Source organism: Leisingera sp. ANG-S5 (assembly GCF_000813925.1).
Lineage (GTDB): Bacteria > Pseudomonadota > Alphaproteobacteria > Rhodobacterales > Rhodobacteraceae > Leisingera.
The window spans coordinates 13191-36533 of record NZ_JWLH01000002.1; the positions used below are offsets into that span (position 1 = coordinate 13191).

Sequence of the window (23343 nt, forward strand, 5' to 3'; positions counted from 1 at the left end):
ACGATATCCGCTTCGGCCGCGACGGGATCTTTGTGAACAGTTCCAAGAAGAATGCGTTTACGAATAACCTGTTCCGCGACCTGCGTTTCGCGGTGCATTACATGTACGCCGATAATTCCGAGGTTTCGGGCAATGTCTCGATCGGCAATCACCTGGGTTATGCGGTGATGTTCTCGAAACGGGTCAAGGTGACCGGGAATGTCTCGCTGAATGACCGCGATCACGGGGTGATGCTGAACTATGCCAACCAGGGCGAGGTGCGCGGCAACTATGTGAAAGGCGCCAAGGACAAATGCACCTTCCTCTACAACGCGCACAAGAATGATTTCTCCGGCAACTGGTTCGAGGGCTGCGGCATCGGCATCCACTTCACCGCGGGCAGCGACGGCAACCGGATGGTTGGCAACGCCTTTGTCGGCAATCGGCATCAGGTGAAATTTGTCTCCACCAAATGGGTGGAGTGGAGCGAGGCCGGCCAGGGCAACTACTGGTCCGACTTCGCGGGTTTCGACGTGGACGGGGATGGCATCGCCGATGCGCCCTACCGTCCGAATGACAGCATGGACCATGTGCTGTGGACACAGCCGGCGGCGAAACTGCTGATGGGATCGCCCGCGGTGCAGCTGGTGCGCTGGTCGCAGTCGGCGTTCCCGGCGCTGCTGCCCGGCGGGGTGATCGACAGCCACCCGCTGATGCGGCCAGAGCGGCCTGGGGCCGCCAGAAAGGTTGAACAGGATGGATAACTCTCCGCTGCAGATCCGCGCGCTGGACAAGTTCCGAGGCAAGACACAAGTGCTGCATGGCATCGACCTGGACATCGCGCCGGGCGAACGGCTGGCGCTGTTAGGCCACAACGGCGCGGGCAAGTCGACGATGATCAAGGCGGTGCTGGGCCTGATCCGGCATGAGGGCGGAAGCATCCGCATTTGCGGTGCGGCGCCCGGCAGCGCCGCGGCGCGGGCGGCCACTGCCTTTCTGCCAGAGGCGGTTAGTTTCCACCCGGCTCTGACCGGGCATGAACAGCTGGCGCTGTTTGCCCGCCTTGCCGGTGAACGCGCTGACATCGAGGGCCTCTTGGAACGGGTCGGGCTGGGCGAGGCAATGCACCGCCGCATCGGCGCCTATTCCAAGGGGATGCGGCAGCGGCTGGGGCTGGCGCAGGTGCTGCTGGGCCGCCCGAAATTGGCGCTGCTGGACGAACCCACCAGCGGGCTGGACCCGATCTCGCGCCAGGACCTTTATGCCATCATCAACGAGCTGGCCGAACAGGGCGCGGCGGTGCTGATCGCCTCCCACGCGCTGACTGAGGTGGAGGCGCGCACCGACCGTATCGCCATTCTGCGCAAGGGTGTGAAAGTGGCGGATGACACGCTGGCGGGCCTGTCGGCCCAGGCCGGGCTGCCGGTCAAGCTGCGGGTGCAGGCCAGCGGCGCGCACGCCGACCGGATCGCAACAGAGACCGGCGGGCGGCGGATCAACGGCGCCTCGGTCGAGGTCCTGTGTTCACCGCAGGACAAAATGGCCGAGCTGCGCAAGATCGCAGCCATGGGCGATGCGGTGGCCGATATCGACATGGTGCCGCCGCGGCTCGAAGACCTCTATCGCCATTACTCCGGGGAGGACCGCAAATGAGACGTGCCTTTGCCATTGCCCGCGCCGAGATGCTGATTCTGCGCCGCAACCGCTGGCTTTTCATGGCGACGCTGATCATGCTGGCCTTTGCGCTGGCGTTGTCCTTTGCCGGATCGGCGCCGACGGGAACGCTGGGGGTGGATATGCTGACCGTTTCGGTCGCCTCGATGACCACGCTGTCGGTCTACCTGGCGCCGCTCCTGGCTCTGATGATGGGATTTGACACGGTGGCGGGCGACCGGGACCGGGGCAGTCTTGCCCTGCTCCTGGCCTATCCTGCGGGCCGTGCGGAGATCCTGCTGGGCAAGCTGATGGCGCATCTGGCCGCCTTGTCTGTTGCCATGTGCATCGGCTTTGGCGCGGCAGGGGCCGTGGCCGCCTGGTTCGGCGGTGCAGGTACAGAGAGCTTTATGGCGCTGGGGCGGCTGGTGCTGACATCAATCCTGCTGGGTGCGGTGTTCTTGGTGCTGGGCTATGCGCTGTCGGCGCTCAGCAGCAGTGCAACAGCTGCCGCGGGTCTGTCTGCGGGCGTGTGGCTGGTGTTTGTGGTGCTTTATGACCTGGGACTGCTCGGGGCCGTGGTGATGGACAGCGGCGGGGTCTTTACCCAGAAGATTTTCCCCTGGGTGATGGTTGCCAACCCGGCGGATGCGTTCCGGCTGTGGAATGTCGCAGCCTCCGAAAGCGTGGCCCTGTCCAGCGGCATGGCTGGGGCTGCCAGTGCGCTGCCCGGCTGGGCCGCACCGCTGTCGCTGCTGCTGTGGCCCGCGCTGGGCTTTACGCTGGCCTGTGCCGCCTTCCGGAGGGTGGAGCCATGAAACGCCTGATCCTTGCGGCTGCCTTGGTCCTGTCCGCATGCCAGGAGGAGGAGGCCAAGACGCCGCCTGCGCCGGTGGAGCTGACCGAAGCGGCGCTCAGCTACTTCTGCCAGATGAATGTGGCTGAACATGGCGGACCCAAGGGGCAGATCCATCTGGACGGTTTCCCTACACCGCTGTTCTTTGCCCAGGTGCGCGATCTGGCGGCCTATGTGAAAAGCCCGGAACGTGATGCGGAGATCACCGCGATATATGTGAGCGACATGGGTGCAGCACGAAGCTGGGAACATCCCGGCACTGAAAACTGGATTGATGCCAAGGGTGCGCATTTCGTGGTCGGATCCAACGCCGCTGGCGGCATGGGCGCGCCGGAGGTTGTGCCATTTTCCTCGCCGGAAGAAGCTGCGCGGTTTGCCAAGCGGTATGGGGGCACTGTTGCCGGGTTTGACAGCATCCCGGACGAGGCGGTGCTTGGACCGGTTGATCTGGACCAGCAACTGGAGACGCCGTCCTGAGAACGGCGCCTCCCTAAGGTATTAAACCGTCTCGGGCATCAGCCGCATTTCGGCGGCGATGGCGTGGCCTTCCATTCCTTCCATTCGGCTGATCCGCGCGGTGCGCTGGGCCAGTTCATGCGAGGCGGCGGCGTTGCAGCGCTGCCAGGTCACGGTCTTGGTGAACTTGTGCACTGACAGCCCGCCGGTATAGCGCGCCGCGCCGCTGGTCGGCAGTACGTGGTTGGGGCCTGAGCTCTTGTCGCCGAAGGATACCGTGGTTTCCTTGCCCAGGAACAGCGAGCCATAGGCGGAGAGGCGGTCGAGCCACCAATCTAGGTCTTCGGCCTGCACCTGCAGATGTTCGGGTGCATAGCGGTCGGCCACTTGGGCGGCCTCCTCGCGGGTTTCGCACAGAACGACCTCTGCGCGTTCGTGCCAGGCGCGGTGGGCGGCGGAAAGGTTGGGTTCAGGCAGCCTGTCGATCAGGCCCTGTACCCGGGCCATGACCCCAGTTGCCAGAGGTTCGCTGGTGGTGATCAGCCAAACCGGGCTGTCGGCGCCGTGTTCGCACTGGCTGACAAGATCCCAGGCGACGGTCTCTGCATCGGCGGTGTGGTCGGCAATCACCAGCGAGTCGGTTGGACCTGCAAACATGTCGATGCCAACCTCTCCGAACAGCATCCGTTTGGCCTCTGCCACATAGGAGTTGCCGGGGCCGACCAGAATGTCGGCAGGCTGGGCGCCAAACAGGCCCTGGGCCATGGAGGCAATGCCCTGCACCCCGCCGAGGTTCAGGATCAGGTCTGCGCCGCATAGGTCCATGGCATAGACGATAGCATCGGGGATGCCGCTGCCGGGGCGCGGCGGCGACACCGCTGTGATGTGGGACACGCCTGCCACCTTGGCGGTGGTGATGGTCATCAGCGCGCTGGCGATATGGCTGTAGCGGCCGCCCGGCACGTAACAGCCGGCACTGGATACCGGGATCTGCTTCTGGCCTGCGATCAGGCCGGGGATCACCTCCACCTCGCATTCACCCATCGTGGATTTCTGCGCCACGGCGAAGCGGCGGATGTTGGCATGGGCAAACTGGATGTCGTCCTTGGTTTGCTGCGATACCCGGTTGCAAGCGGCGCGGCGCTGGGCGTCTGTGACCACGATCGGACCGGTCCAGCCATCCAGCTTTTCCGCATAGCGGCGCACGGCCTCCTCGCCCTCGCGCTGGATATTGGCCAGCATCACTGCAACGGTATCGCGGATGTCGCTGCTTTCGGTGGCAGGACGTGCCTGGGCCTTTTTCAAATAAGTGATTGCCATGTCATGTTCCTCGAAGGGCCGCAGAATGCGCGGGGAGCGCACGGCGCGGATTGCGCCTAAGACAGCTGCTGACAGGCTTCATGGTCAACCCGTGGCCGGCGGGTTTCGAAAAACACGGATGTTTGTTTCGAATAGCAATAGCGGTCAGCCGGCGCCCGACGGCAGGGTCCGGAACTCTTCGCCCAGCCAGGGAAAGCGCTGGGTGATCGGATCGGTGAAATGCAGGCGCAGTGACTTTTGCAGGGCTTCATGAATGAGCTGGGAAGTGGCCGCGGGGTAGACGCTGGTTGTAAACAGCGACACCGTGCGGGCAAAACTTTTACCAGGAAAGCGCACGACCTTGACCTTGTCGTGGAAGCGCTGGGCGCGATGGTAGCTGGCGGCGGTGGTGACGGTCCAGCCGCTGTCTTCGGAAACCAGACCTATGATGGATTGGTTGCATTCCAGTTCAAAGCGGTTGGGCAGAGCGATCTTGAGCCGGGTCAGCTGGGTTTCGATCTGCTTGCCAATTGTGTGGTCGCGGGAATAGCGCAAGAAGGGCAGCGGCGCGTCAGCCTTGGTCAGATCCTCGACGCTGCCGGAATAGCCTGCCGGGACAACCAGAATGAACGGGTCGCGCATCAGCGGGTATTCGATCAGATCAGGGAGCAGCCCGGACGGGCGGGTGGCAACGCCTGCATCCAGTTTCTGCGCCTGCAGTTTTTCGATGATCTCATGGCTGGGGCGGGTGTAGTGCCGGAAGCTGCACCGGGGCAGCGCGGTGGAGAGGAACTGGAACAGCTCCGGGCCGACTTCATTGTCGAAGTCATCCAATAGGGCCATGCGCAGATCGGTTGCGTGCTGCCAGCTGCCGGAGCGTATTTCTGCTTCGCCCCGCCTCAGCGTCATCAGCCCGTCGTAGACATAGCGGGCAAAGACCACGCCTGCGGGTGTCAGACCCATCGGACGGCGTGTGTGATCCACCAGATCAACGCCAAGCGCGCTTTCCAGGCTGCGCAGATGATTGGACACGGTGCTGATCGAGAGCCCGGTTTCTGCTGCCACTTTTTGTATAGACCCGGACTTCGAAATCAGCTGAAAAACTTCCAGCCAGCGCAGGCTCAGCGTTTTTTGCATATGCGGCCCTCCTTAGGGTTTGCATATGCTATCCTCAGAAATGCGCCAACACATCCGAAAAAATCGAAACTGAGTTTTACTTTCCGTGCATGAGTAATTTTATTCTACAGCGAATTCTCTTCCCGGATAAGGTTTGCCGTGCAAAAATTAGAGCCTTAAGGCCCGCATAGAACGGGTCAGGCGTGACAACTGGGAGAACCAAAAACATGATCAAAAAGTATCTGCTTTCAACAGCCTGCGCAGCCGCAGCCGCGATTTCAGCAACACAGGCCTCAGCTCTGGATGAGATTACCGTGGCCTATTTCCTGGAATGGCCGATGCCCTTCCAGTTTGCCAAGGCCAACGGCACCTACGAAGAAGAGATGGGTGTAAAGATCAACTGGGTCTCATTTGACACCGGCACCGCAATGTCTGCGGCGATGGCCTCAGGCGATGTGCAGATTGCCGTCAGCCAGGGCGTTCCGCCGTTTGTAGTTGCGACTTCGGCCGGTCAAGACATCCAGACGGTGGATGTGGCGGTCAGCTACTCTGACAACGACAACTGCGTAGTGGCTGAAGCGCTGGAGATCGACAAGACCAACGCGGGCGAACTGAACGGCAAGAAGGTTGGCGTACCGATCGGCACCGCCGCGCACTACGGCTTCCTGTCGCAGATGGCGCACTTCGGTGTTGATATTGGCTCGATGGAGATCGTCGACATGGCGCCTGCCGATGGCGCAGCGGCATTTGCCCAGGGTAACCTGGACATGGTTTGCGGCTGGGGCGGCGCGCTGCGGCGGATGGTGGAGCATGGTAATGTTCTGCTGACCGGCGCCGAGAAAGAAGAACTGGGCATTCTGGTATTTGACGTGACCAGCGCGCCGGCAGGTTTCATTGCGGATGAGGGTGCGCTTCTGAGCAAGTTCCTGAAAGTGACCGCAGATGCCAATGCAATGTGGAATGCGGGCGACAGCAAGGATGAGATGCTGCCGGTGATTGCCAAGGACGCAGGTATGGACCTGGCCGATGCCGAGGCCACCATCGCAACCTTCAGCTTCCCCTCGGCTGAGGATCAGCTATCCGAGAAGTGGCTGGGCGGCGGCGCGCAGAACTTCATGAAGGGTGTGGCGGATGTGTTCGTGAATGCGGGCAGCATCGAAGCGGCGCTGGATTCCTATGACGGTGCCGTGGACAGCGGACCTCTGGAAGCCGCTCTGAACTGAGCCGTCATGTTTTGACTAAGGCGGACGGCCCGGATCCCGGGCCGCCCGCATCCGCATTTGCAGACCGGCTGCAAACTGGCGCTAACAGGAAGGGGAAGCGATGTCGGGACTGGACATCAAGAGTGTCTCCATGCGTTTCGATCTGCCCAATGGCAGCTCGGTTCAGGCGCTGAAAGACGTTTCATTGAATTTGCAGGCGGGAGAACTGCTGTCGGTGCTGGGACCGTCGGGCTGCGGCAAGACCACGCTGCTGAACATTTTGGCCGGGTTCCTGGCCCCCACCGAAGGCGAGGTGGAGCTGAACGGCCATGTGGTGACTGGTCCTGACGCTGAACGCGGCATGGTGTTTCAGAAAGGCGCACTGTTCGAATGGATGAACGTGCGCGACAACGTGGAATTTGGCCCCCGGATGAAGGGGATGGGCAAGGCGGAGCGGGAGAAGATCTCCGACCATCTTCTGGAAATCGTCGGCCTGCAGGATTTCAAGGAAAAGGCGGTTTACGAGCTGTCGGGCGGCATGCAGCAGCGTGTGGCGCTGGCACGCTGCCTGGCCAATGAGCCGGATGTGATCCTGATGGACGAACCTCTGGGTGCGCTCGACGCGCTGACGCGTGAGAAGATGCAGGGTCTGGTGCTGAAGCTGTGGAAGGAGACCGGAAAGACCATCATCCTGATCACCCACTCGGTAGAGGAGGCGCTGCTGCTGGGCGAGCGGCTGATCGTTATGGCGCCGCGGCCCGGCCGGATTCACCGCGAGTACCAACTACCCTTTGCTGAGCGCGGAGTGAATGCGGACCTGCGCGACGTCAAGAAATCCGAAGGTTTTGCCGAGACCCGGGATGAGATCCTCTCGATGATCTGGGAGATGGAAGAGGAGATCATGGGCCGGACGGAGCAAGTGGCATGAGCGTACTTCTGTTTTACATCGCGCTGTTTGCCGGTGCCTTTTTCCTGGTGCAGGTTATCCGCAAAGGAATGCAGTCGAGGCAGGACTTCACCAGCCTCAAGACCGTGACCTTCGGCGACGAAAGCGCGGTCACGCCGGACCGTGCGGCGTCGATCATATCGGTTCTGGTGATTTTCGTAATCTGGGCGGCGTTTACCGGCTCCAAGCTGTTCCCGATTCACGTTCCCGGGCCATTCACCGGCGAAACTGTATTCACGTATACCTTGGAAAACGCGGATGGTGCCACGGATGACGCAGATGTCACCGTGCGGGTCTTCGGATTTGGCGAGGACGTCGAGAAGTTCGAAGTCGAGGGCGGCAGCGGCTTTGCCGCGAATGATGCGCTGGCGGCCCAGGCAGGGCGTTCAACCACGCTGCTGTTTGACAAGAATGACGAGGCCAAACGCCGGGACGGCGCAAAGATCGTGGCGATCAATGGAGAGCCGATTGCGATTGGCGGCGCGGTCGACACAGGAGACGGCACCGTGACGCTGACCGGAAAGGGCGCAATCAGCTTTACTCCGGACAGCGGCATGCAGATGAACCCGATCTGGCTGCCGGCCCCGGAAACCGTGGTGTCGAGATTCTTTGAGATTGCCAGTGAGGGCTATCAGAATTTTTCGCTGTGGCAGCACCTGGGCTGGTCGCTCTTGCGGGTTGTGGCGGGCTTTGTGACCGGCGCCATAGTCGGTATCCCGCTAGGCTATGCCATGGGGCTATCCGGCTGGTTCCGCGGCTGGTTCGATCCGATTGTCGAGTTCATGCGGCCGGTGCCGCCTTTGGCGCTGATCCCGCTGGTCATCATCTGGTTTGGCATCTGGGAGACCGGCAAGATCGTTCTGCTGTTCCTGGCGGCGCTCTGGATCATGACCATTGCGGCGCGTGCCGGGGTTTCGGGCGTGAACATCTCCAAAATCCATGCGGCCTATTCGCTGGGCGCTTCAAAGTGGCAGATCATGCGCCATGTCATCGTGCCGAACTCTCTGCCCGAAATCTTCACCGGCGCGCGGGTTGCAATGGGGGTTTGCTGGGGCACGGTTGTGGCGGCTGAGCTGGTTGCAGCGCAGAAAGGCGCCGGCATGATGATCATTGCGGCGTCCAAGTTCCAGCTCACGGATATCGTGATTATGGGCATCGTACTGATCGGTATTATCGGCTACGGCATTGATATCCTGATGCGCAAGGCAGAGAACTGGCTGGTGCCGTGGAAAGGCCGAAGCTGACCTGAAAACTGCAGCGCAAAATAACAACGCCCGGGGACGGTCCCGGGCGTTTTGCTGTTCAGCACAGGATCAGCTGCGAATGCGGTCAAATCCTGGATCATATGGGGAGGGAGCGATAACCGTAGCGGCAACCAGATCCCCGCACAGATCAAGCTGCATGGCGCTGCCGGTCGCGGCAAGTTCCGGATCCACAAAGGCATAGGCCAGATTCATCCCTACCCTGTGGCCCCAGTCGCCGGAGGTCACAGTGCCCACAACTTTATTCCCTTGAACCAGCGACGCGCCGCCATGCGCCGGAGCATGGCTGGCCTCCACCTTCAGAGTGACCAGCCTCTTGCGCGCACCTTTTGCCTGGCGTTTCTGCAGGGCTTTCCTGCCAATAAAATCACCTTTCTCCAGCTTCACGAAACGGTCCAGCCCCGTCTCAAAGGGATCGAACTCCGTGATCAGGTCGGCCTTCCAGTGCAGAAAGCCCTTCTCCATCCGCATCGACTCGACCGCACGGGCGCCGAAAAGTTTAAGGCCGTGCGCCTCTCCAGCTTTGCGCAAGGCCAGATAGGCAGCATAGAGCGAGGCATTGGGAACGTGGATTTCATAGGCGAGCTCACCGGAGAAACTGACGCCCATCACCGTGGCCGGGGCAATTCCGATGAAGCATTCCCGTACCGACAGCCAGGGGAAGGCTTCAGCCGACCAGCTGCCCCGGGCGCAGTCCGAAAGCACATCCCGCGCCCGGGGGCCGGCCAGAACCAGGATCGTCTGGTCATTGGTCAAGGACCGGATGCGCACGTCTTCCCCCGGCTGGATGTTCTGGCTGAGCCAATCCATGTCGTGGAACTCGCTGGCGGCTGCAGAGCCGTACCAGACTCGCTCCGGCCCCCGGTCAGAAGCGGGCAAGTTGGCGATCGTGGCTTCGCTTTTGATCATGCCGTGGTGGTTCAGCAGATAGCCGAGGCCAACCCGTCCTGAATGTTTGTTGACGGTGCCGCAGAACATGCGATCAAGGAAGCTGTGGCGGTCGGCGCCGGTGAGCTCGAACCGGTTGAAGCCGCTAACCTCACAGAGGCCCACGTTTTCCTGCACGTTTTTTACTTCGGCGGCAACTACGTTGAAGGCCTCATCGAAGCTGAAGGTGAGTGAAGGGTGAAAGTCTGGCGCGGGCTTGATGTAGTCCACCCGCTCCCAGCCGTTCACCACGGTGAATTCAGCGCCCTCCGCGGCCATCACAGGCGTGAGCGGCGTGGTCTTGGCCGGACGGCCTGCCGGGCGGTGCTCATGCGGGAAGTGGAAACGGAATTCGTTCTGATAGTCCTCAATAGCCTTCAGAGCGGTCAGCTCCACGTTGGCATGGCCCGTGAAGCGACGCGGGTCGATGCACCAGGTATCGTAGCAGGCCTCGCCATGCACGATCATCTGCGCCAGAAGCCAGCCGTGGCCGCCCCCTTCACCCAGTCCTGCGCGCAAACCGATGGCGCAGAAAGCGTTGCGCTTGCCCGGGATTGGGCCGATCAGCGGCGCGCCGTCGATGGTATAGGTGATCGGGCCGTTCACGATGGATCGGATGCCGGTTTCGCGCAACGCAGGCATCCGCGCGAACGCGCCCTCCAGCACATCCATCACCCGCTCCAGATCATCTGGGCAGAGCGCGTTGACAAAGTTCGGGTCGATCCCGTCCATGCCCCAGGTCTTGCAATCCTGCTCGTAGAAGCCGATCAGCAGGCCGTTCTTTTCCTGGCGGCAGTAATAGTCGGAGATCGGGCAGCGGATCAGCGGCATCCGGTGGCCTGCCTCCACGATTCCGAGGATGTCTTCGGTCAGGAAATACTGGTGTTCCATCGACGCGACGGGGTGGTGCACCCCCATCATCGCGCCGACCTCATTCACCCGGTAGCCGCAGGCGTTTACGACGATGTCGCAGTCGATGCCCCCGTGTTCCGTGTGCACGGTCCAGGTGTCGTCCTTGTGCTGGGTAAGTGCGGTCACAGGCGTGTTGCGGTAGACCTCAGCGCCTGCCTTGCGGGCGTGATAGGCCAGCGCCTGGCATAGCTGCGCCGGGTCAATGTCGCCGTCCATCGGATCCCACAACCCGCCGGCCAGGTTAACGGTTGAAATCAGCGGGTGGCGACGGGCGCATTCCTCGGCATCAATCACCTCGAAGTGCACATCCATGCCGCGGGCCATCGAGGTAAAGTGGCGATAGCCACACATTTGTTCGGCAGTGTTGGCAAGGCGGATGCCGCCGTCGCCATGGTGGTAATTGATCGGGTACTCCGGGTCATCCGCCAGTTTCTTGTAGAGCGCGATGGAGTGGCTTTTCAGGCCAACCATCGTTTGGTTCATGCCGAAATTCGTTACCTGGGCTGCCGAGTGCCAGGTTGTGCCGCTGGTCAATTCGTTGCGTTCGACCAAAACGACATCGCTCCAGCCCTCCTGGGTAAGGTGGTAGAGGGTGGAGCAACCAGCGATGCCGCCGCCGATCACCACAACTTTGGTGCGCGATTTCATGAAGTGGGCCTCCCAACAGTATCGTATCGACTAGGCCGCAGGACGGCAGCGGCGGCAAGGCAACGTTCCGGAATTCGCAGAAAAACGAATGCGGAATTGAGCGAAATTGAAAGATACCGCAGCGCCACTGCCAGCGAGGCATTCCGTTAACGCTCAGCTGTGTCACGATGTTTTTACCTGCCGGAGTGATACAGCTTTCTGCTGGCCTAAGACGCAGGAGCGTTGACGGCCCGCCCCGCGGCGCGCAGAGTGCTACTACAGAGATAGTTTCTCATCGCGGTTTTGTCGCGGGTGTTCTCAAATCGTGCCAAAACTGGCACCATGTTGCGCAAATTGATGGGTGATCTGGTCTTATCGTTTTTGAAAACTGTCACTGTTGGAGGCGGGCAAGCCTTCGCAAGGTTTCACTGTTGAAACAACAAGAACAACAATTAACAGTCCAAAGGGAGAATTGGATCAATGACAAACACTGGTAAGCTGACGCGGCGGAGCATTCTGAAAAGTGCCGGCGCCGCCGCCCTGGCAGCCCCGCTTTATTCGAAAAGCGCGCTGGCGTCTTCGGGCGAAATCAACATCCTGATGTGGTCGGACTACCTGCCGCCGGAATTCATTTCCGGTTTTGAAGCCAAGACGGGCATCAAGGTGAACTACACCGGCATCGGGTCTAACGAAGAAATCATCAACAAGATGAAGGCCACCAAGGGTCAGGGGTTCGACATCGTTTCGCCGACCAACAACCGCTCGCTGCAGTGGGGGCCGCTGGAACTGCTGAAGCCGTTTGACATGAGCAAGGTCAACATTGACGCGGTGAACCCGGCTATGGCCAAGATCGGCACGGATGCCTGGAACTTCGGCGGTGGCGGTGTGCACTGGCTGCCGCATATCTGGGGCACCGAAGGCATCGCCTACCGCACCGACCTGTGGCTGCCGGAAGGCGATGCGCCGTCTTATGGCGACGTCTGGTCCGAAGAGAATGCAGGCAAGACCATGGGCCGGGCGCACTCGATGATGCTGGGCGCAGGCCTCTATATGGAAGCCTCGGGCGAGATGGAGCCGGGTTCGATCTGGGCTGCCTATGACGACGAAGAAACCATGCGCAAAGTCTGGGGCCAGGTTACTGACTGGTGCGTGGCGCGCAAGGACCGGATCAAGCTGATCTGGAACGATGCCGATACTCAGAAGAACGGCCTGCTGAACGAAGGCGTGGTGGTCGGCCAGACCTGGGACGGCCCGCCGCTGGCGCTGAAATCCGCAGGCGAGCCGGTGCACTATCAGGCGCCTGTTGAGGGCGCGATGGCCTGGGTTGACGGCATCTCGATGCCGGTGGGCGCGCAGAACGAAGAGCAGGTCTATGCCTTCATCTCCTATGCATACGAGCAGGAGCCTGCAGGCAAGGCAATCGACAGCCACGGATATAACTCGCCGGTGCTGGGCGCAGACGGCTTCTCCGGCGACGTCTACAAGAAGAACTTTGCCGAGGCCTATCCGGGCAATTCGCTGGCCAACCTGAACCCCTGGCCGGCAGAGGCGCCCTGGTACGCCGACGTGCGCACCGAGTTCGTCAACAAGTTCAAAAGCGCGTAACAACTGCGCCTGAAACACTTGGCCCCCGGATCTTTTCCGGGGGTCAGCCATGTGCCGCGCGGCGCAATCACAAAAGAATAGAAACAGGAAGCAGGCCTAGCGGGGCCGGTGGCTTGCCACCGGATTGGGGACCTGCACCCTGGGGAGAAGCCAAATGAGTGCTGGGGTCGGCGTTGATCTCGAGAATCTCTGGATCCGTTTCGGTGACTTTGTCGCCGTGCGAGATGCCAATGTGAACATCAATGGGGGGGATTTCTTTTCCTTCCTTGGGCCTTCGGGCTGCGGCAAGACCACGATCCTGCGCGCGGTTTCCGGCTTTCTGGATCCGAGCGACGGCCGTGTGCTGATCGGCGGCAATGACATGAAGGGGATCGGGCCGAACAAACGCCCGACCGCGCTGATTTTCCAGAATCTGGCGCTGTTCCCGCTGATGAAGATCTGGGAAAACATCACCTTTTCCATGGAAATCAAGGGCGCCTCTGCCAAGGAACGCCGCAAGCGCGCGGATGAGCTCTTGGACATGATCGCACTGCCGGGACAGGGCGACAAGCTGCCCTCCGAACTGTCAGGCGGCCAGCGCCAGCGGGTGGCGATTGCGCGCGCCCTTTGCGCAGAGCCGGATGTGCTGCTGCTTGATGAGCCGCTGTCGGCCTTGGACCTCAAGCTGCGCCAGCACATGCGCACCGAGCTGCGCGAGATTCAGCAGCGGGTTGGCATCACCTTCATCTACATCACCCACGACCAGGGCGAGGCGCTGACCATGTCCGACAATATCGCGGTGATGAAGGCGGGCGTCATTGACCAGATCGCCGATGGCAAGACCATCTACAACGACCCCTCAACCGCATTTGCGGCGTCATTCGTCGGCGAAAACAACGTCTTCCGCGGCAAGGTCAAGCGCGTTATGGGCAATGAAGCTCTGATCGCGACCAACCGCTCCGGCGAACTGGTGGCGCGGATCTCCACTGCCAACCAGGGCAGGATGAAGGAAGGCGACGATGCAATGATGTTCATCCGCCCCGAGGCCTTTGCCTTGGCGCCGCAAGGCGCGTCCGGTGACCATTTCGTGACGGCCAAGGTCAACCACGAGGAGTTTGAGGGCAACGTCTTCAACATTTTCATGGAAGGCGACGGCGGTAAGGAGCTGAAGGTCTCCATCCCCAATCTGGGCCAGTCCTTTGAGGATCACACCGGACAGAATATCACCCTGGAATACGAGACGAAGAACGCCGTCTGTGTTCCCGCCGGTGAGCTGGCCGCGGAATAAGGAGGCCCAAACCATGCCAAGCTTCCTGAGGGAGTTTTTCAAACGCAACGGCGTCGGCATGGGCAGTCTGATGCTGGGCCTGGTCCTGTTCTGGACCATTGGCCTCATCATTCTGCCGCAGCTGTCGATGCTCGACTTCTCGTTCCGTCCCAACCTGCCGCCGCCGGAGATCGGCGGACCCAAGGACGTCTATACGCTGGAGAACTACAAATACCTGATCTACGGCCCGGAGGGCGGCAGCCAAGACTATAACGCGGTCGACCTCAAGGTGTTCTTCCGCACCCTGGTAGCGGCGGTCTGCGTCACCATCTTCAACCTGATCCTGTGCTATCCGATCGCATATTACCTGGCTCAGACCAAGGGCAACCATATCCGCATCTTCGCGCTGATGCTGATCATCCCGTACTGGATCAACGAGATCCTGCGCGCCTTTGCACTGCGCATCATCTTCGGCGAGACCGGGGTGCTGAACAACATGCTGGTGGGCTTGGGTGTTTTCGACACGCCCTTCGACTTCATCCGCAATGACATCGCGCTTTATGCAGGCTTGGGCTACGCCTACATCCTGCTGATGATCTTCCCGATCTACAACGTGATCGAGAGCCTTGACCGCAACCAAATTGAGGCCGCGCGCGATATGGGCGCCAGCTGGCCGATGATCCACCGCCGGGTGGTCATTCCCTATGCCAAACCGGGGATTTCTTCGGGCTGCACCATGGTGTTCATGCTGTCGGCGGGCGCACTGGCGGCGCCGCAGATCCTCGGCGGCCCGTCGTCCCTGTGGTTCACGCAGCTGATCTATCAGCAGTTCAATGACAATTCCGACTGGCCGCAGGGTGCTGCTTATGCGGTGGTTCTGTTGGTCACCTGTATCCTGCTGGTGCTGGCGGTCATGCGCTTGTTCAAGGTGAACATGGGGGATATCGGCAAATGAAGAACTTCACCTTTATGCGCCTGAGCCTCTGGGTCTATCTGGCGATCTTCTTTGCCTATCTGCTGGGCCCCCTGGTGATCATGTCGGCGACCGCCTTCAACTCGCCATCGTTCCCGCGGATGACCCCCTGGGAATGCCTGACGTTTGAGTGGTTCTCGGCCCTGTTCCAGGACGAGCGGATTTTGAACGGTATCTGGAACTCGATCCTTGTGGGGGCGGGCACGGTTGTGCTGTCGGTGGCGATGGGTCTGGCGGGCGCGCTGATGCTCACCCAGATATGGCCCAAACTGCGGGCCACCTATTACACGGTGATCATTGCGCCGATCCTCATTCCCGGCGTGGTGCTGGGTATCTCGACGCTGGTATTCTGGGACCGGATCAACCGGATGCTGGGGCTTGGCGCCGACAGCTTCCTGTCGAACGGCTTGTTCCTGACCATCATCGGTCAGTCCACCTTCATCGCCAGCTATTGCATGCTGGTGCTGGTGGCGCGCCTGCAGCGCTATGACATCGCCCTGACAGAGGCGGCGCTGGATCTGGGGGCCACCCATGCTCAGGCTTTCCGCAAGGTTCTGCTGCCGTTCATGCGGCCCGCCATCGCCTCTGCCGCGGTGCTGGCGTTCCTGGCGAGCTTTGAGAACTACAACACTACCACCTTCACCTTCGGTGAATACCCGACGCTGACCATCGAGCTGGCGCAGAAAGTGCGTTACGGCATCACGCCCGCGATCTCGGCCCTGGCCTTTATCATCGTGGTGCTGACGGTCTTTGCGGCGCTCTTCAACGAGGCCAGCATCCGCCGCAAGCAGCTGGTGGCCGAGGCGCGCAAGAAGGCGACCGTGGAAGAGTTGGAAAGCGGCAAGCTGCGGCTTCCAGGTTTCCTCAGCTCAAATGCTGCTGCGGTAGCGCTTGTGGTTGTTGCCTGTGTAACAGTTGCGGTTGTCGGAACCGCAACGGTTTACAGCCCGCAGCAGTGTATCGCCAACGTGCAGGAGCAAAAGCGCCTGGAGACCGAAGAGCGCATCCAGGAACTGCGCCGCCAGCGCGAACTGCGCCGCCAGCAGTTGCAGGAACAGCAGGGCGAAGCCCCTGAACCAACCGCGCCCTCCACCGGCTCCGGCAACAACTCCGGCTTTGGCGGTGTGTTTGCCCCGGGCAGCCTGTCGGGTGAAGGCGAGGCAGAGCCTGAGGCAGAGCAGGCGCCTCAGGGCAACAACTCCGGCTTCGGCAATGTCTTTGATCCGAACGCCCTGTCAGGCGACGGCGAGGACAGCGGCTCCGGAAATTGAACTCCTCTGCCCTGAAACACCAAAGGCGGCCCGAAGGGGCCGCCTTTTCAGTTGCCAGGACCGGCTGTGCTCAGGCCAGCGAGCCTGCCGGATGCCGGTCAGCATAATATTGTTTGCGGAATGCCTGCGGGCTGGTTTTGTACTCACGTTTGAACCATTCCGTCAGGCTGCTGCGCGAGCCAAAGCCGGTGGCGGCCACAATCTCGGCCAGCGGCAGGGTGGTGTGCAACAAAAGCTGGCGCGCCTTTTCGATGCGCAACTTTCGGTAGGCCGCAAGCGGGCTGGTCTGTGCTTTCTGCTGGAAGCGGCGTTCCAGCTTGCGCGGAGAAACCCCGGCCTGCTGAGCGATGTCGCGGATTAACAGCGGCTCTTCCAGGTTCTGCTGCATCAGGTCGAGGATCTTGACCACCAGCGCGTCGCCGCCGGCTGTCTGACGCAGTTGCAAGGAGACCTTGGACTGTTCAGAGGCCGGGCCAAAGGCAAGGCCCAGGTAGTCGCAGACTGCATCAGCGATGAAGGCGCCGCGGTCAGCGCGCAGGAAAGCCGCAAGCACGCGCAGCGCAGCGAAACTGCTGACCGCTGTGCTGATGCGGCCTGCCGAGGTGGTCAACGTGCCTGACGGAGCGCAGATCATCTGCTCCTCTTCCGCGGCGGCGGCAAAATTTGTATGTACCGCGGTCTCGATAGCGGCATTCAGGCCGGTTTCCGGCAGCAGGAAAATGGCACTGCCGGCAAACAGGCAGCGCTGTGCCTGGCGGCAGATCCGCTGCAGGCTGGCTTTCTCGCCGGAGTTCAGCGGCCAGCGGCTGGAAATGCCACCGAGGAAAATGACGGTCTGCGGTTTCCAGCCCTCCGGCACGGTACGCATATGCGAGGCCAGATTGCGCACGGCGGTGCGGTAGCCGCTGTCGGGGAACAGATCATTGGCGGCGCGGAAGATTTCGCAGATCATCTGGGCCGCGGCGGGGGAATCTGGCTGCGGCAGAATGATTTCGACATCGTGGAAGCGGGCCTGTGCCGCGCTGTCAGCGGATTGCCGGGGCGCTGGCACGATCAGCGGTTCGAGACGGGACATCATTCTCTCCTCTGAGCGGGTCATGCGGGGTGCCCCGCCGGACAGGCCGGCGGGGCAGAAAGCCTGTTTGATCAGGCTTCAGCTTCTTCGTAGTCCGACATCGGCGGGCAGGTGCAGATCAGGTGACGGTCGCCATAGGCGTTGTCGACCCGGTTCACGGCCGGCCAGTATTTGTCGACGCCGAGGTTGCCCGGCGGGAAGCAGGCCTGTTCGCGGCTGTAGGGACGATCCCATTCACCCACCAGGTCGCGCACCGTGTGCGGCGCGTGCTTCAGCGGGTTGTTTTCGGGGTCGATCTTGCCGTCGATGATGTCCTGCGCCTCCGAGCGGATCGACAGCATGGCGTCGCAGAAGCGGTCCAGCTCATCCTTGGGCTCGGATTCGGTCGGTTCCACCATCAGCGTGCCGGCCACAGGCCAGGACATGGTCGGGGCGTGGAAGCCCGAGTCGACCAGACGCTTGGCGATGTCGTCCACGGTGACGTGGCCTTCATCGTTCAGCGGGCGGGTGTCCAGGATGCACTCATGCGCCACACGGCCCGTTTCCGAGGTGTAAAGGATTTTGTAGGCATCCTTGAGACGGGCTGCGATGTAGTTCGCGTTCAGGATCGCAACTTTGGTCGCCTGGGTCAGACCCTCGCCGCCCATCAGCAGACAGTAGGCCCAGCTGACCGGCAGGATCGAGGGCGAGCCGAACGGAGCCGCCGAAACCGGACCGACTGCAGTGCCGTACTCCGGGTGCCCCGGCAGGTGCTCTTCCAGATGCGCCTTGACGCCGATCGGACCCATGCCGGGGCCGCCGCCGCCATGCGGAATGCAGAAGGTCTTGTGCAGGTTCAAGTGCGAGACGTCGCCGCCAATCTTGCCCGGCTGCGCGAGGCCCACCATGGCGTTCATGTTGGCGCCGTCGATGTAGACCTGACCGCCGTGATCATGGGTGATCTGGCAGACTTCCTGAACGGTTTCCTCGAACACGCCGTGGGTCGACGGGTAAGTGATCATGCAGGCCGCGAGGCTTGCGGAATGCTCCTCGGCCTTGGCGCGGAAGTCGGCGACGTCGATGTTGCCGCTGTCGTCCGACTTCACCGGAACCACCTTGTAGCCCACCATCTGCGCCGATGCCGGGTTGGTGCCGTGCGCGGAGGTCGGGATCAGGCAGATGTTGCGGTGTGCTTCACCCCGGGCTGCGTGATAGTTGCGGATGGTCAAGAGGCCCGCGTATTCGCCCTGCGCACCGGAGTTCGGCTGCTGGGAGATCGCGTCATAGCCGGTGATCTGGCAGAGCTTGTCGTTCAGATCGGCGATCATCTGGTGGTAGCCCTGTGCCTGGTCTTCCGGGCAGAAGGGGTGCAGGTTGCCGAATTCCGGCCAGGTGACCGGGATCATTTCGATGGTCGCGTTCAGCTTCATGGTGCAGGATCCCAGCGGGATCATTGCACGGTCCAGCGCCAAGTCGCGGTCGGCCAGGCGGCGCATGTAGCGGGTGATTTCTGCCTCGGCCCGGTTCTTGTGGAAGATCGGGTGGGTCAGATACTCGCTTTCACGCAGCGCATAGTCCGGCAGGCGGTAGGCTCGGTTGGCAACGCTGTCGTCTTTCTTGTCGATGCCAAAGGCACCCCAGACGGCTTCGATGGTTTCCGGGCGGGTCTGCTCGTCCAGTGAGATGCCGACGTGGCTGTCGCCGATCTTGCGCAGGTTCACGCCGCGGGCAACCGCTGCTTCCATGACGGTTTTCTGCAGCGGGCCAACTTCAACTGTCAGCGTGTCGAAGAAGACTTCCGGCTGCACTTTGAAGCCGTGCTCTTCCAGGCCAGCAGCCAGGCGCGAGGTCTTGCGGTGCACCGACTGGGCAATCGCCTTGATGCCGTCGGGGCCATGGTAGACAGCATACATGGACGCGATGACAGCCAGCAGCGCCTGAGCAGTACAGACGTTCGAGTTGGCTTTTTCGCGGCGGATGTGCTGTTCGCGGGTCTGCAGCGCAAGGCGGTAGGCCTTGTTGCCGCGGGCGTCGACCGACACGCCGATAATGCGGCCGGGCATGGCGCGCTTCAGCTTGTCGGTGGTCGCCATGTAGGCTGCGTGCGGGCCGCCATAGCCCATCGGAACGCCGAAACGCTGGGTGGAGCCGATGGCAATATCCGCACCCATTTCGCCGGGCGACTTCAGCAATGCCAGCGCAAGGATGTCGGCGGCGACAACGGCGATGCCCTTGTGCTCGTGAATGGCTTCGATTTCCTTGGTGAAATCGCGCACGTGGCCGTAAGTGCCGGGGTACTGGAATATCGCGCCGAAGACCGCGCCCGGGTCCAGCTCGTCCGGATCGGCAACCACCACGTCGATGCCCAGAGGCTCGGCGCGGGTCTGGATCACGGCGACGGTCTGCGGGTGGCAGTTCTTGTCGACGAAGAAGGCCGCGTTGTTCGCCTTGGAGCGCGAGCCGCGATGCGCCATTGCCATGGCTTCGGCAGCGGCGGTGGCTTCGTCCAGCAGCGAGGCGTTGGCAACATCCAGGCCGGTCAGATCGCTGACCATCGTCTGGAAGTTCAGAAGCGCCTCAAGACGGCCCTGGGAGATTTCCGGCTGATAGGGGGTATATGCAGTGTACCAGGCCGGGTTTTCCAGGATGTTGCGCAGGATCGGCGCCGGGGTGGTGGTGCCGTAGTAGCCCTGGCCGATCAGCGAGGTCAGCACTTTGTTCTTGGAGGCCACCTGCTTCATGTGGAAGAGGGCGTCGCGCTCGGTCATTGCCGGGCCCCAGTCCAGCGCCTCTTTCTGGCGGATGGCGGGCGGCACGGTGGCGTCGATCAGCTCGTCCAGGGTTTTGAAGCCGATCACCTGCAGCATATCCCGCATCTCGGTCGGAGACGGGCCGATATGGCGCCGGTTGGCGAAGTCATAGGCTTCGTAATCGGTAAGTTTGAAGGCCATTACAGAGGTCCTTGTCTGGGGCAATGGACCCCGCCGGACGGTTCCGGCGGGGAGGGGGTGCTTAGCCGATCAGGGCTTTGTAGCCGTCCAGATCCATCAGATCGTCCAGCTGCGACGCGTCCGACAGCTTGATCTTGTAGATCCAGGCGTCGCCTTCCGGGCTTTCGTTCAGGGCGCCGGGGTTGTCAGCCAGGGCTTCGTTCACCTCGACCACTTCGCCGTCCAGCGGCGCGTAGATTTCGGAGGCTGCTTTCACCGACTCGATGACGCCGATCTCGCCGCCTTTTTCGAACTCTTCACCCGCTTCGCGCTGTTCGACGAAAACAACTTCGCCCAGCTGGTCGGCGGCGTGCTGGGTGATGCCCAGGGTTGCCACGTCACCTTCGACGGTGATCCATTCATGCTCTTCAGAGTAATAGGTGGCCATGTTGACTCTCCTGATGATGTCTTAGCGTTTGTAGTTCTGAGTAACGAAGGGCAGGGCGACGATTTCAGCCGGCTGCGCCTTGCCGCGGATGATGAGATTCACATTGGTGCCTGCGGCGCTGTGATCCGCCGCAACATAGCCCATGGCAACCGGGCCGCCGACAGTGGGGCCGAAGCTGCCAGAGGTGATGGCGCCCAGAGTATCGCCGCTTTCGCTTTGGATTTCCACGCCCTGGCGGGCAGGGGCACGGCCTTCGGGCTTGATGCCGACCAGTTTCTTGGCGGCGCCTTCGGCCAGTTCCTTCTGGATCCGGTCGGCACCGGGGAAGCCGCCTTCTTCCTTGCGGCGCTTCTGGATTGCCCAAGACAGCGACGCCTCGATCGGCGAGGTCGACTGGTCGATGTCGTTGCCATAGAGGCAGAGGCCGGCTTCCAAGCGCAGGCTGTCGCGGGCGCCCAGGCCTGCGGGCTCGCAGTCGTCATGGGCCAGGAATAGCTTGGACACGCGGATCGCGTCGGCTTCCGGGATCGAGATCTCGTAGCCGTCCTCGCCGGTGTAGCCCAGGCGGGAGATGCGGCATTCGACACCGCCGATCTCGGCAATGGCGGTCTCCATGAACTTCAGTTCACGGGCTGCGGGGCACAGCTCGCCGACAACGTCCTCGGCCTTGGGGCCTTGCACGGCAACCAGCGCGCGATCGAAGATCTCGGTTACTTCGACACCGTCCAGATTGGCCTGCATATGCGGGATGTCCTGGTGGCGCAGGGCGGCGTTCACCACCACAAAGTAATGATCGCCAGCGTTGGAGACGATCAGGTCGTCCATGATGCCGCCGCCCTCGTTGGTGAAGAAGCCGTAGCGCGCCTTGCCTTCCTTGAGGGTGGCATAGGCCTGCGGGCAGAGCGTTTCCAGCTTCTCGCCCACGTTTTCACCGCGCAGGATAACCTGGCCCATGTGGGAAACGTCAAACAACGCTGCTTTTTCACGGCATTGCTTGTGCTCGCCCATGATGCCCATGGGATACTGGACCGGCATTTCCCAGCCGGCGAAGTCGACCATTTTGCCGCCAAGCTCGACGTGCAGGTCATAAAGCGGGGTGCGTTTGGGTGCGTCGGTCATCCTGTGCAGCCTTTGAATTACTAGGGTTTCGGGGTGGAGGAGGGCGCAGGACGCGCCCTCCCGGAGAGCTTACTCGGCAGCGTGGCCGGCTTCTTCCGATTTGCCGCCGGTGGCAAAGAACTCTTTCGTCACCTTGAAGACGATCGGGCTCAGCAGCGCCAGGGCGATCAGGTTCGGGATGGCCATCATCGCGTTCAGCGTGTCAGCCAGCAGCCAGATGAAGCCCAGATCGGCGGTTGCACCGAAGTAAATCGCGATGATCCACAGGATGCGGTAGGGCAGCATGACCTTCACACCGAACAGGAACTCCATGCACTTCTCGCCATAATAGGACCAACCAAGGATGGTGGTGAAGGCAAAGATCGACAGAGCGATTGCGATCAGGTAGCCACCGAAGCCGGGCAGCGAGGTTTCGAACGCCAGCGAGGTCAACGCCGCACCGGATTCACCCGAGGTCCAGGCGCCGGAGGCGATGATCGCCAGGCCGGTGATCGAGCAGACAATGATGGTGTCGATGAAGGTGCCCAGCATCGCGATCAGGCCCTGGTTGACCGGACCTTTGGTCTCAGCCGCTGCGTGCGCAATCGGGGCGGAGCCGAGGCCCGCTTCGTTGGAGAACACACCGCGGGCCACACCAAAGCGGATCGCGGCCCAGACCGCCGCACCGGCAAAGCCGCCTTCGGCTGCCGACGGGGTGAAGGCATGGGTGAACACCAAGCCGAACGCGGCGCCGATAGCGTCTGCGTTGATGACCAGCACGATCAGGCCCGCAATGATGTAGCTGACCGCCATGAACGGAACCAGCTTGCCAGCCACTGCGCCGATGCGGGTGATGCCGCCCAGGATCACAGCGCCGGTCAGCACCATCAGAACTACGCCGGTGACAGAGGTGTTGAAGCCGAAGTTTGTTTCCAGCACTTGCGCCACACCGTTGGCTTGTACTCCGTTGCCGATGCCGAAGGCCGCGATGGAGCCGAACACGGCAAAAGCAACACCCAGCCAGGCCCATTTCGCGCCGAGGCCGTTCTTGATGTAGTACATCGGGCCACCGACATAGTTGCCTTCTTCGTCCCGCTCGCGGAATTTCACCGCGCAAACAGCTTCGGAATACTTAGTGGCCATGCCGACCAGCGCGGTCATCCACATCCAGAACAGCGCACCGGGGCCGCCGAGGAAAACGGCAGTCGCAACGCCTGCGATGTTGCCGGTGCCGATTGTGGCCGACAGTGCCGTCATCAGTGCGTTGAACGGGGTGATCTGGCCTTCGCCGGTGCCTTCACGGCCTTTGAACATCAGGCCGAAGCCCATGCCCAGTTTCCGGATCGGCATGAATTTCAGGCCGACCTGAAGGAAGAAGCCGACGCCGAGAATGAGGACCAGCATCATCGGCCCCCAAACCACGCCGTTTACGGCTCCTACGATTGAATTTAACGCTTCCATGGGTCTCCTCCCGCTTGCGTTA

At 61.7% G+C, this 23343-nt stretch carries 19 protein-coding genes; 11 read left to right on the forward strand and 8 right to left on the reverse strand.

Annotated features, from left to right (window positions below):
- From nosD to RA25_RS03680, 4 genes are all read left to right on the forward strand, one after another.
- A partial coding sequence (nosD, locus tag RA25_RS23195; protein ID WP_039170401.1) for a nitrous oxide reductase family maturation protein NosD occupies positions 1–743 on the forward strand: 743 nt, incomplete at its 5' end.
- A complete protein-coding gene (locus RA25_RS03670; protein ID WP_039148644.1) occupies positions 736–1632 on the forward strand; it encodes an ABC transporter ATP-binding protein in 897 nt (298 codons plus the stop codon). The genes nosD and RA25_RS03670, both read left to right, overlap by 8 nt.
- Positions 1629–2450, forward strand: coding sequence for an ABC transporter permease (locus tag RA25_RS03675; protein WP_039170403.1), 822 nt, complete (start codon positions 1629–1631; stop codon positions 2448–2450). Before RA25_RS03670 ends, RA25_RS03675 begins: the two co-directional genes overlap by 4 nt.
- Positions 2447–2965 carry a nitrous oxide reductase accessory protein NosL gene (locus RA25_RS03680; RefSeq protein WP_039170405.1) on the forward strand — a complete coding sequence of 173 codons (519 nt, stop codon included), beginning with the start codon at positions 2447–2449 and terminating at the stop codon, positions 2963–2965. Before RA25_RS03675 ends, RA25_RS03680 begins: the two co-directional genes overlap by 4 nt.
- 21 nt (positions 2966–2986) lie before the next feature.
- On the opposite strand, the gene hisD is transcribed toward RA25_RS03680, so the two are convergent.
- Both hisD and RA25_RS03690 read right to left on the reverse strand, forming a co-directional pair.
- Positions 2987–4264, reverse strand: a complete 1278-nt coding sequence (gene hisD / locus RA25_RS03685; RefSeq protein ID WP_039170408.1) for a histidinol dehydrogenase — start codon at positions 4262–4264, stop codon at positions 2987–2989.
- Positions 4265–4408: 144 nt separating this feature from the next.
- The gene (locus RA25_RS03690; RefSeq protein WP_039148645.1) at positions 4409–5380 is read right to left on the reverse strand and encodes a LysR family transcriptional regulator; all 972 of its coding nucleotides are present in this window, start codon (positions 5378–5380) and stop codon (positions 4409–4411) included.
- Between the two features lie 206 nt (positions 5381–5586).
- On the opposite strand from RA25_RS03690, the gene RA25_RS03695 reads away from it, so the two are divergent.
- From RA25_RS03695 to RA25_RS03705, 3 genes are all read left to right on the forward strand, one after another.
- Positions 5587–6582, forward strand: coding sequence for a taurine ABC transporter substrate-binding protein (locus RA25_RS03695; protein ID WP_019294821.1), 996 nt, complete (start codon positions 5587–5589; stop codon positions 6580–6582).
- A 100-nt stretch (positions 6583–6682) separates the two neighbouring features.
- Positions 6683–7489 (forward strand): taurine ABC transporter ATP-binding protein, encoded by an 807-nt coding sequence (locus RA25_RS03700; RefSeq protein ID WP_019294822.1) that lies wholly within the window; start codon positions 6683–6685, stop codon positions 7487–7489.
- Positions 7486–8751, forward strand: coding sequence for an ABC transporter permease (locus RA25_RS03705; protein WP_039148648.1), 1266 nt, complete (start codon positions 7486–7488; stop codon positions 8749–8751). The genes RA25_RS03700 and RA25_RS03705 overlap by 4 nt, the downstream gene beginning before the upstream one ends.
- A gap of 69 nt (positions 8752–8820) precedes the next feature.
- Here the strand turns inward: RA25_RS03705 and RA25_RS03710 are convergent, their stop codons facing one another.
- On the reverse strand, positions 8821–11256 hold the full coding sequence (locus RA25_RS03710) for a GcvT family protein (protein ID WP_039170411.1): 2436 nt from the start codon (positions 11254–11256) through the stop codon (positions 8821–8823).
- Between the two features lie 459 nt (positions 11257–11715).
- Here RA25_RS03710 and RA25_RS03715 point away from each other — a divergent pair, with 459 nt between their 5' ends.
- From RA25_RS03715 to RA25_RS03730, 4 genes are all read left to right on the forward strand, one after another.
- Positions 11716–12840, forward strand: a complete 1125-nt coding sequence (locus RA25_RS03715) for an extracellular solute-binding protein (protein WP_039148653.1) — start codon at positions 11716–11718, stop codon at positions 12838–12840.
- 154 nt (positions 12841–12994) lie between these two features.
- Positions 12995–14107 (forward strand): ABC transporter ATP-binding protein, encoded by a 1113-nt coding sequence (locus RA25_RS03720; RefSeq protein WP_019294826.1) that lies wholly within the window; start codon positions 12995–12997, stop codon positions 14105–14107.
- A 13-nt stretch (positions 14108–14120) separates the two neighbouring features.
- Positions 14121–15041 (forward strand): ABC transporter permease, encoded by a 921-nt coding sequence (locus RA25_RS03725; RefSeq protein ID WP_039170412.1) that lies wholly within the window; start codon positions 14121–14123, stop codon positions 15039–15041.
- Positions 15038–16330 (forward strand): ABC transporter permease, encoded by a 1293-nt coding sequence (locus tag RA25_RS03730; protein WP_019294828.1) that lies wholly within the window; start codon positions 15038–15040, stop codon positions 16328–16330. The genes RA25_RS03725 and RA25_RS03730 overlap by 4 nt, the downstream gene beginning before the upstream one ends.
- Positions 16331–16400: 70 nt before the next feature.
- Here the strand turns inward: RA25_RS03730 and RA25_RS03735 are convergent, their stop codons facing one another.
- The 5 genes from RA25_RS03735 to RA25_RS03755 form a co-directional block, all read right to left on the reverse strand.
- A complete protein-coding gene (locus RA25_RS03735; RefSeq protein WP_039170413.1) occupies positions 16401–17405 on the reverse strand; it encodes a helix-turn-helix domain-containing protein in 1005 nt (334 codons plus the stop codon).
- 71 nt (positions 17406–17476) lie between these two features.
- The gene (gene gcvP, locus RA25_RS03740; protein WP_039170416.1) at positions 17477–20335 is read right to left on the reverse strand and encodes an aminomethyl-transferring glycine dehydrogenase; all 2859 of its coding nucleotides are present in this window, start codon (positions 20333–20335) and stop codon (positions 17477–17479) included.
- Between the two features lie 61 nt (positions 20336–20396).
- Positions 20397–20762, reverse strand: coding sequence for a glycine cleavage system protein GcvH (gene gcvH / locus RA25_RS03745; RefSeq protein ID WP_019294831.1), 366 nt, complete (start codon positions 20760–20762; stop codon positions 20397–20399).
- Between the two features lie 21 nt (positions 20763–20783).
- Positions 20784–21881, reverse strand: coding sequence for a glycine cleavage system aminomethyltransferase GcvT (gene gcvT / locus RA25_RS03750; protein WP_039170418.1), 1098 nt, complete (start codon positions 21879–21881; stop codon positions 20784–20786).
- A gap of 69 nt (positions 21882–21950) precedes the next feature.
- Complete coding sequence (locus RA25_RS03755) at positions 21951–23321, reverse strand: alanine/glycine:cation symporter family protein (protein ID WP_019294833.1); 1371 nt, start codon at positions 23319–23321, stop codon at positions 21951–21953.
- Positions 23322–23343 lie beyond the last annotated feature (22 nt).

Bases quoted from the DNA above. Each gene is read 5' to 3' on its own strand.
- gcvT (WP_039170418.1), bottom strand. From the start codon at position 21,881: ATGACCGACGCACCCAAACGCACCCCGCTTTATGACCTGCACGTCGAG.
- RA25_RS03710 (WP_039170411.1), bottom strand. From the start codon at position 11,256: ATGAAATCGCGCACCAAAGTTGTGGTGATCGGCGGCGGCATCGCTGGT.
- RA25_RS03720 (WP_019294826.1), top strand. From the start codon at position 12,995: ATGAGTGCTGGGGTCGGCGTTGATCTCGAGAATCTCTGGATCCGTTTC.
- hisD (WP_039170408.1), bottom strand. From the start codon at position 4,264: ATGGCAATCACTTATTTGAAAAAGGCCCAGGCACGTCCTGCCACCGAA.
- RA25_RS03670 (WP_039148644.1), top strand. From the start codon at position 736: ATGGATAACTCTCCGCTGCAGATCCGCGCGCTGGACAAGTTCCGAGGC.
- RA25_RS03680 (WP_039170405.1), top strand. From the start codon at position 2,447: ATGAAACGCCTGATCCTTGCGGCTGCCTTGGTCCTGTCCGCATGCCAG.
- RA25_RS03715 (WP_039148653.1), top strand. From the start codon at position 11,716: ATGACAAACACTGGTAAGCTGACGCGGCGGAGCATTCTGAAAAGTGCC.
- RA25_RS03730 (WP_019294828.1), top strand. From the start codon at position 15,038: ATGAAGAACTTCACCTTTATGCGCCTGAGCCTCTGGGTCTATCTGGCG.
- RA25_RS03755 (WP_019294833.1), bottom strand. From the start codon at position 23,321: ATGGAAGCGTTAAATTCAATCGTAGGAGCCGTAAACGGCGTGGTTTGG.
- RA25_RS03700 (WP_019294822.1), top strand. From the start codon at position 6,683: ATGTCGGGACTGGACATCAAGAGTGTCTCCATGCGTTTCGATCTGCCC.
- RA25_RS03725 (WP_039170412.1), top strand. From the start codon at position 14,121: ATGCCAAGCTTCCTGAGGGAGTTTTTCAAACGCAACGGCGTCGGCATG.
- RA25_RS03675 (WP_039170403.1), top strand. From the start codon at position 1,629: ATGAGACGTGCCTTTGCCATTGCCCGCGCCGAGATGCTGATTCTGCGC.
- gcvH (WP_019294831.1), bottom strand. From the start codon at position 20,762: ATGGCCACCTATTACTCTGAAGAGCATGAATGGATCACCGTCGAAGGT.
- RA25_RS03705 (WP_039148648.1), top strand. From the start codon at position 7,486: ATGAGCGTACTTCTGTTTTACATCGCGCTGTTTGCCGGTGCCTTTTTC.
- gcvP (WP_039170416.1), bottom strand. From the start codon at position 20,335: ATGGCCTTCAAACTTACCGATTACGAAGCCTATGACTTCGCCAACCGG.
- RA25_RS03690 (WP_039148645.1), bottom strand. From the start codon at position 5,380: ATGCAAAAAACGCTGAGCCTGCGCTGGCTGGAAGTTTTTCAGCTGATT.
- RA25_RS03695 (WP_019294821.1), top strand. From the start codon at position 5,587: ATGATCAAAAAGTATCTGCTTTCAACAGCCTGCGCAGCCGCAGCCGCG.
- RA25_RS03735 (WP_039170413.1), bottom strand. From the start codon at position 17,405: ATGTCCCGTCTCGAACCGCTGATCGTGCCAGCGCCCCGGCAATCCGCT.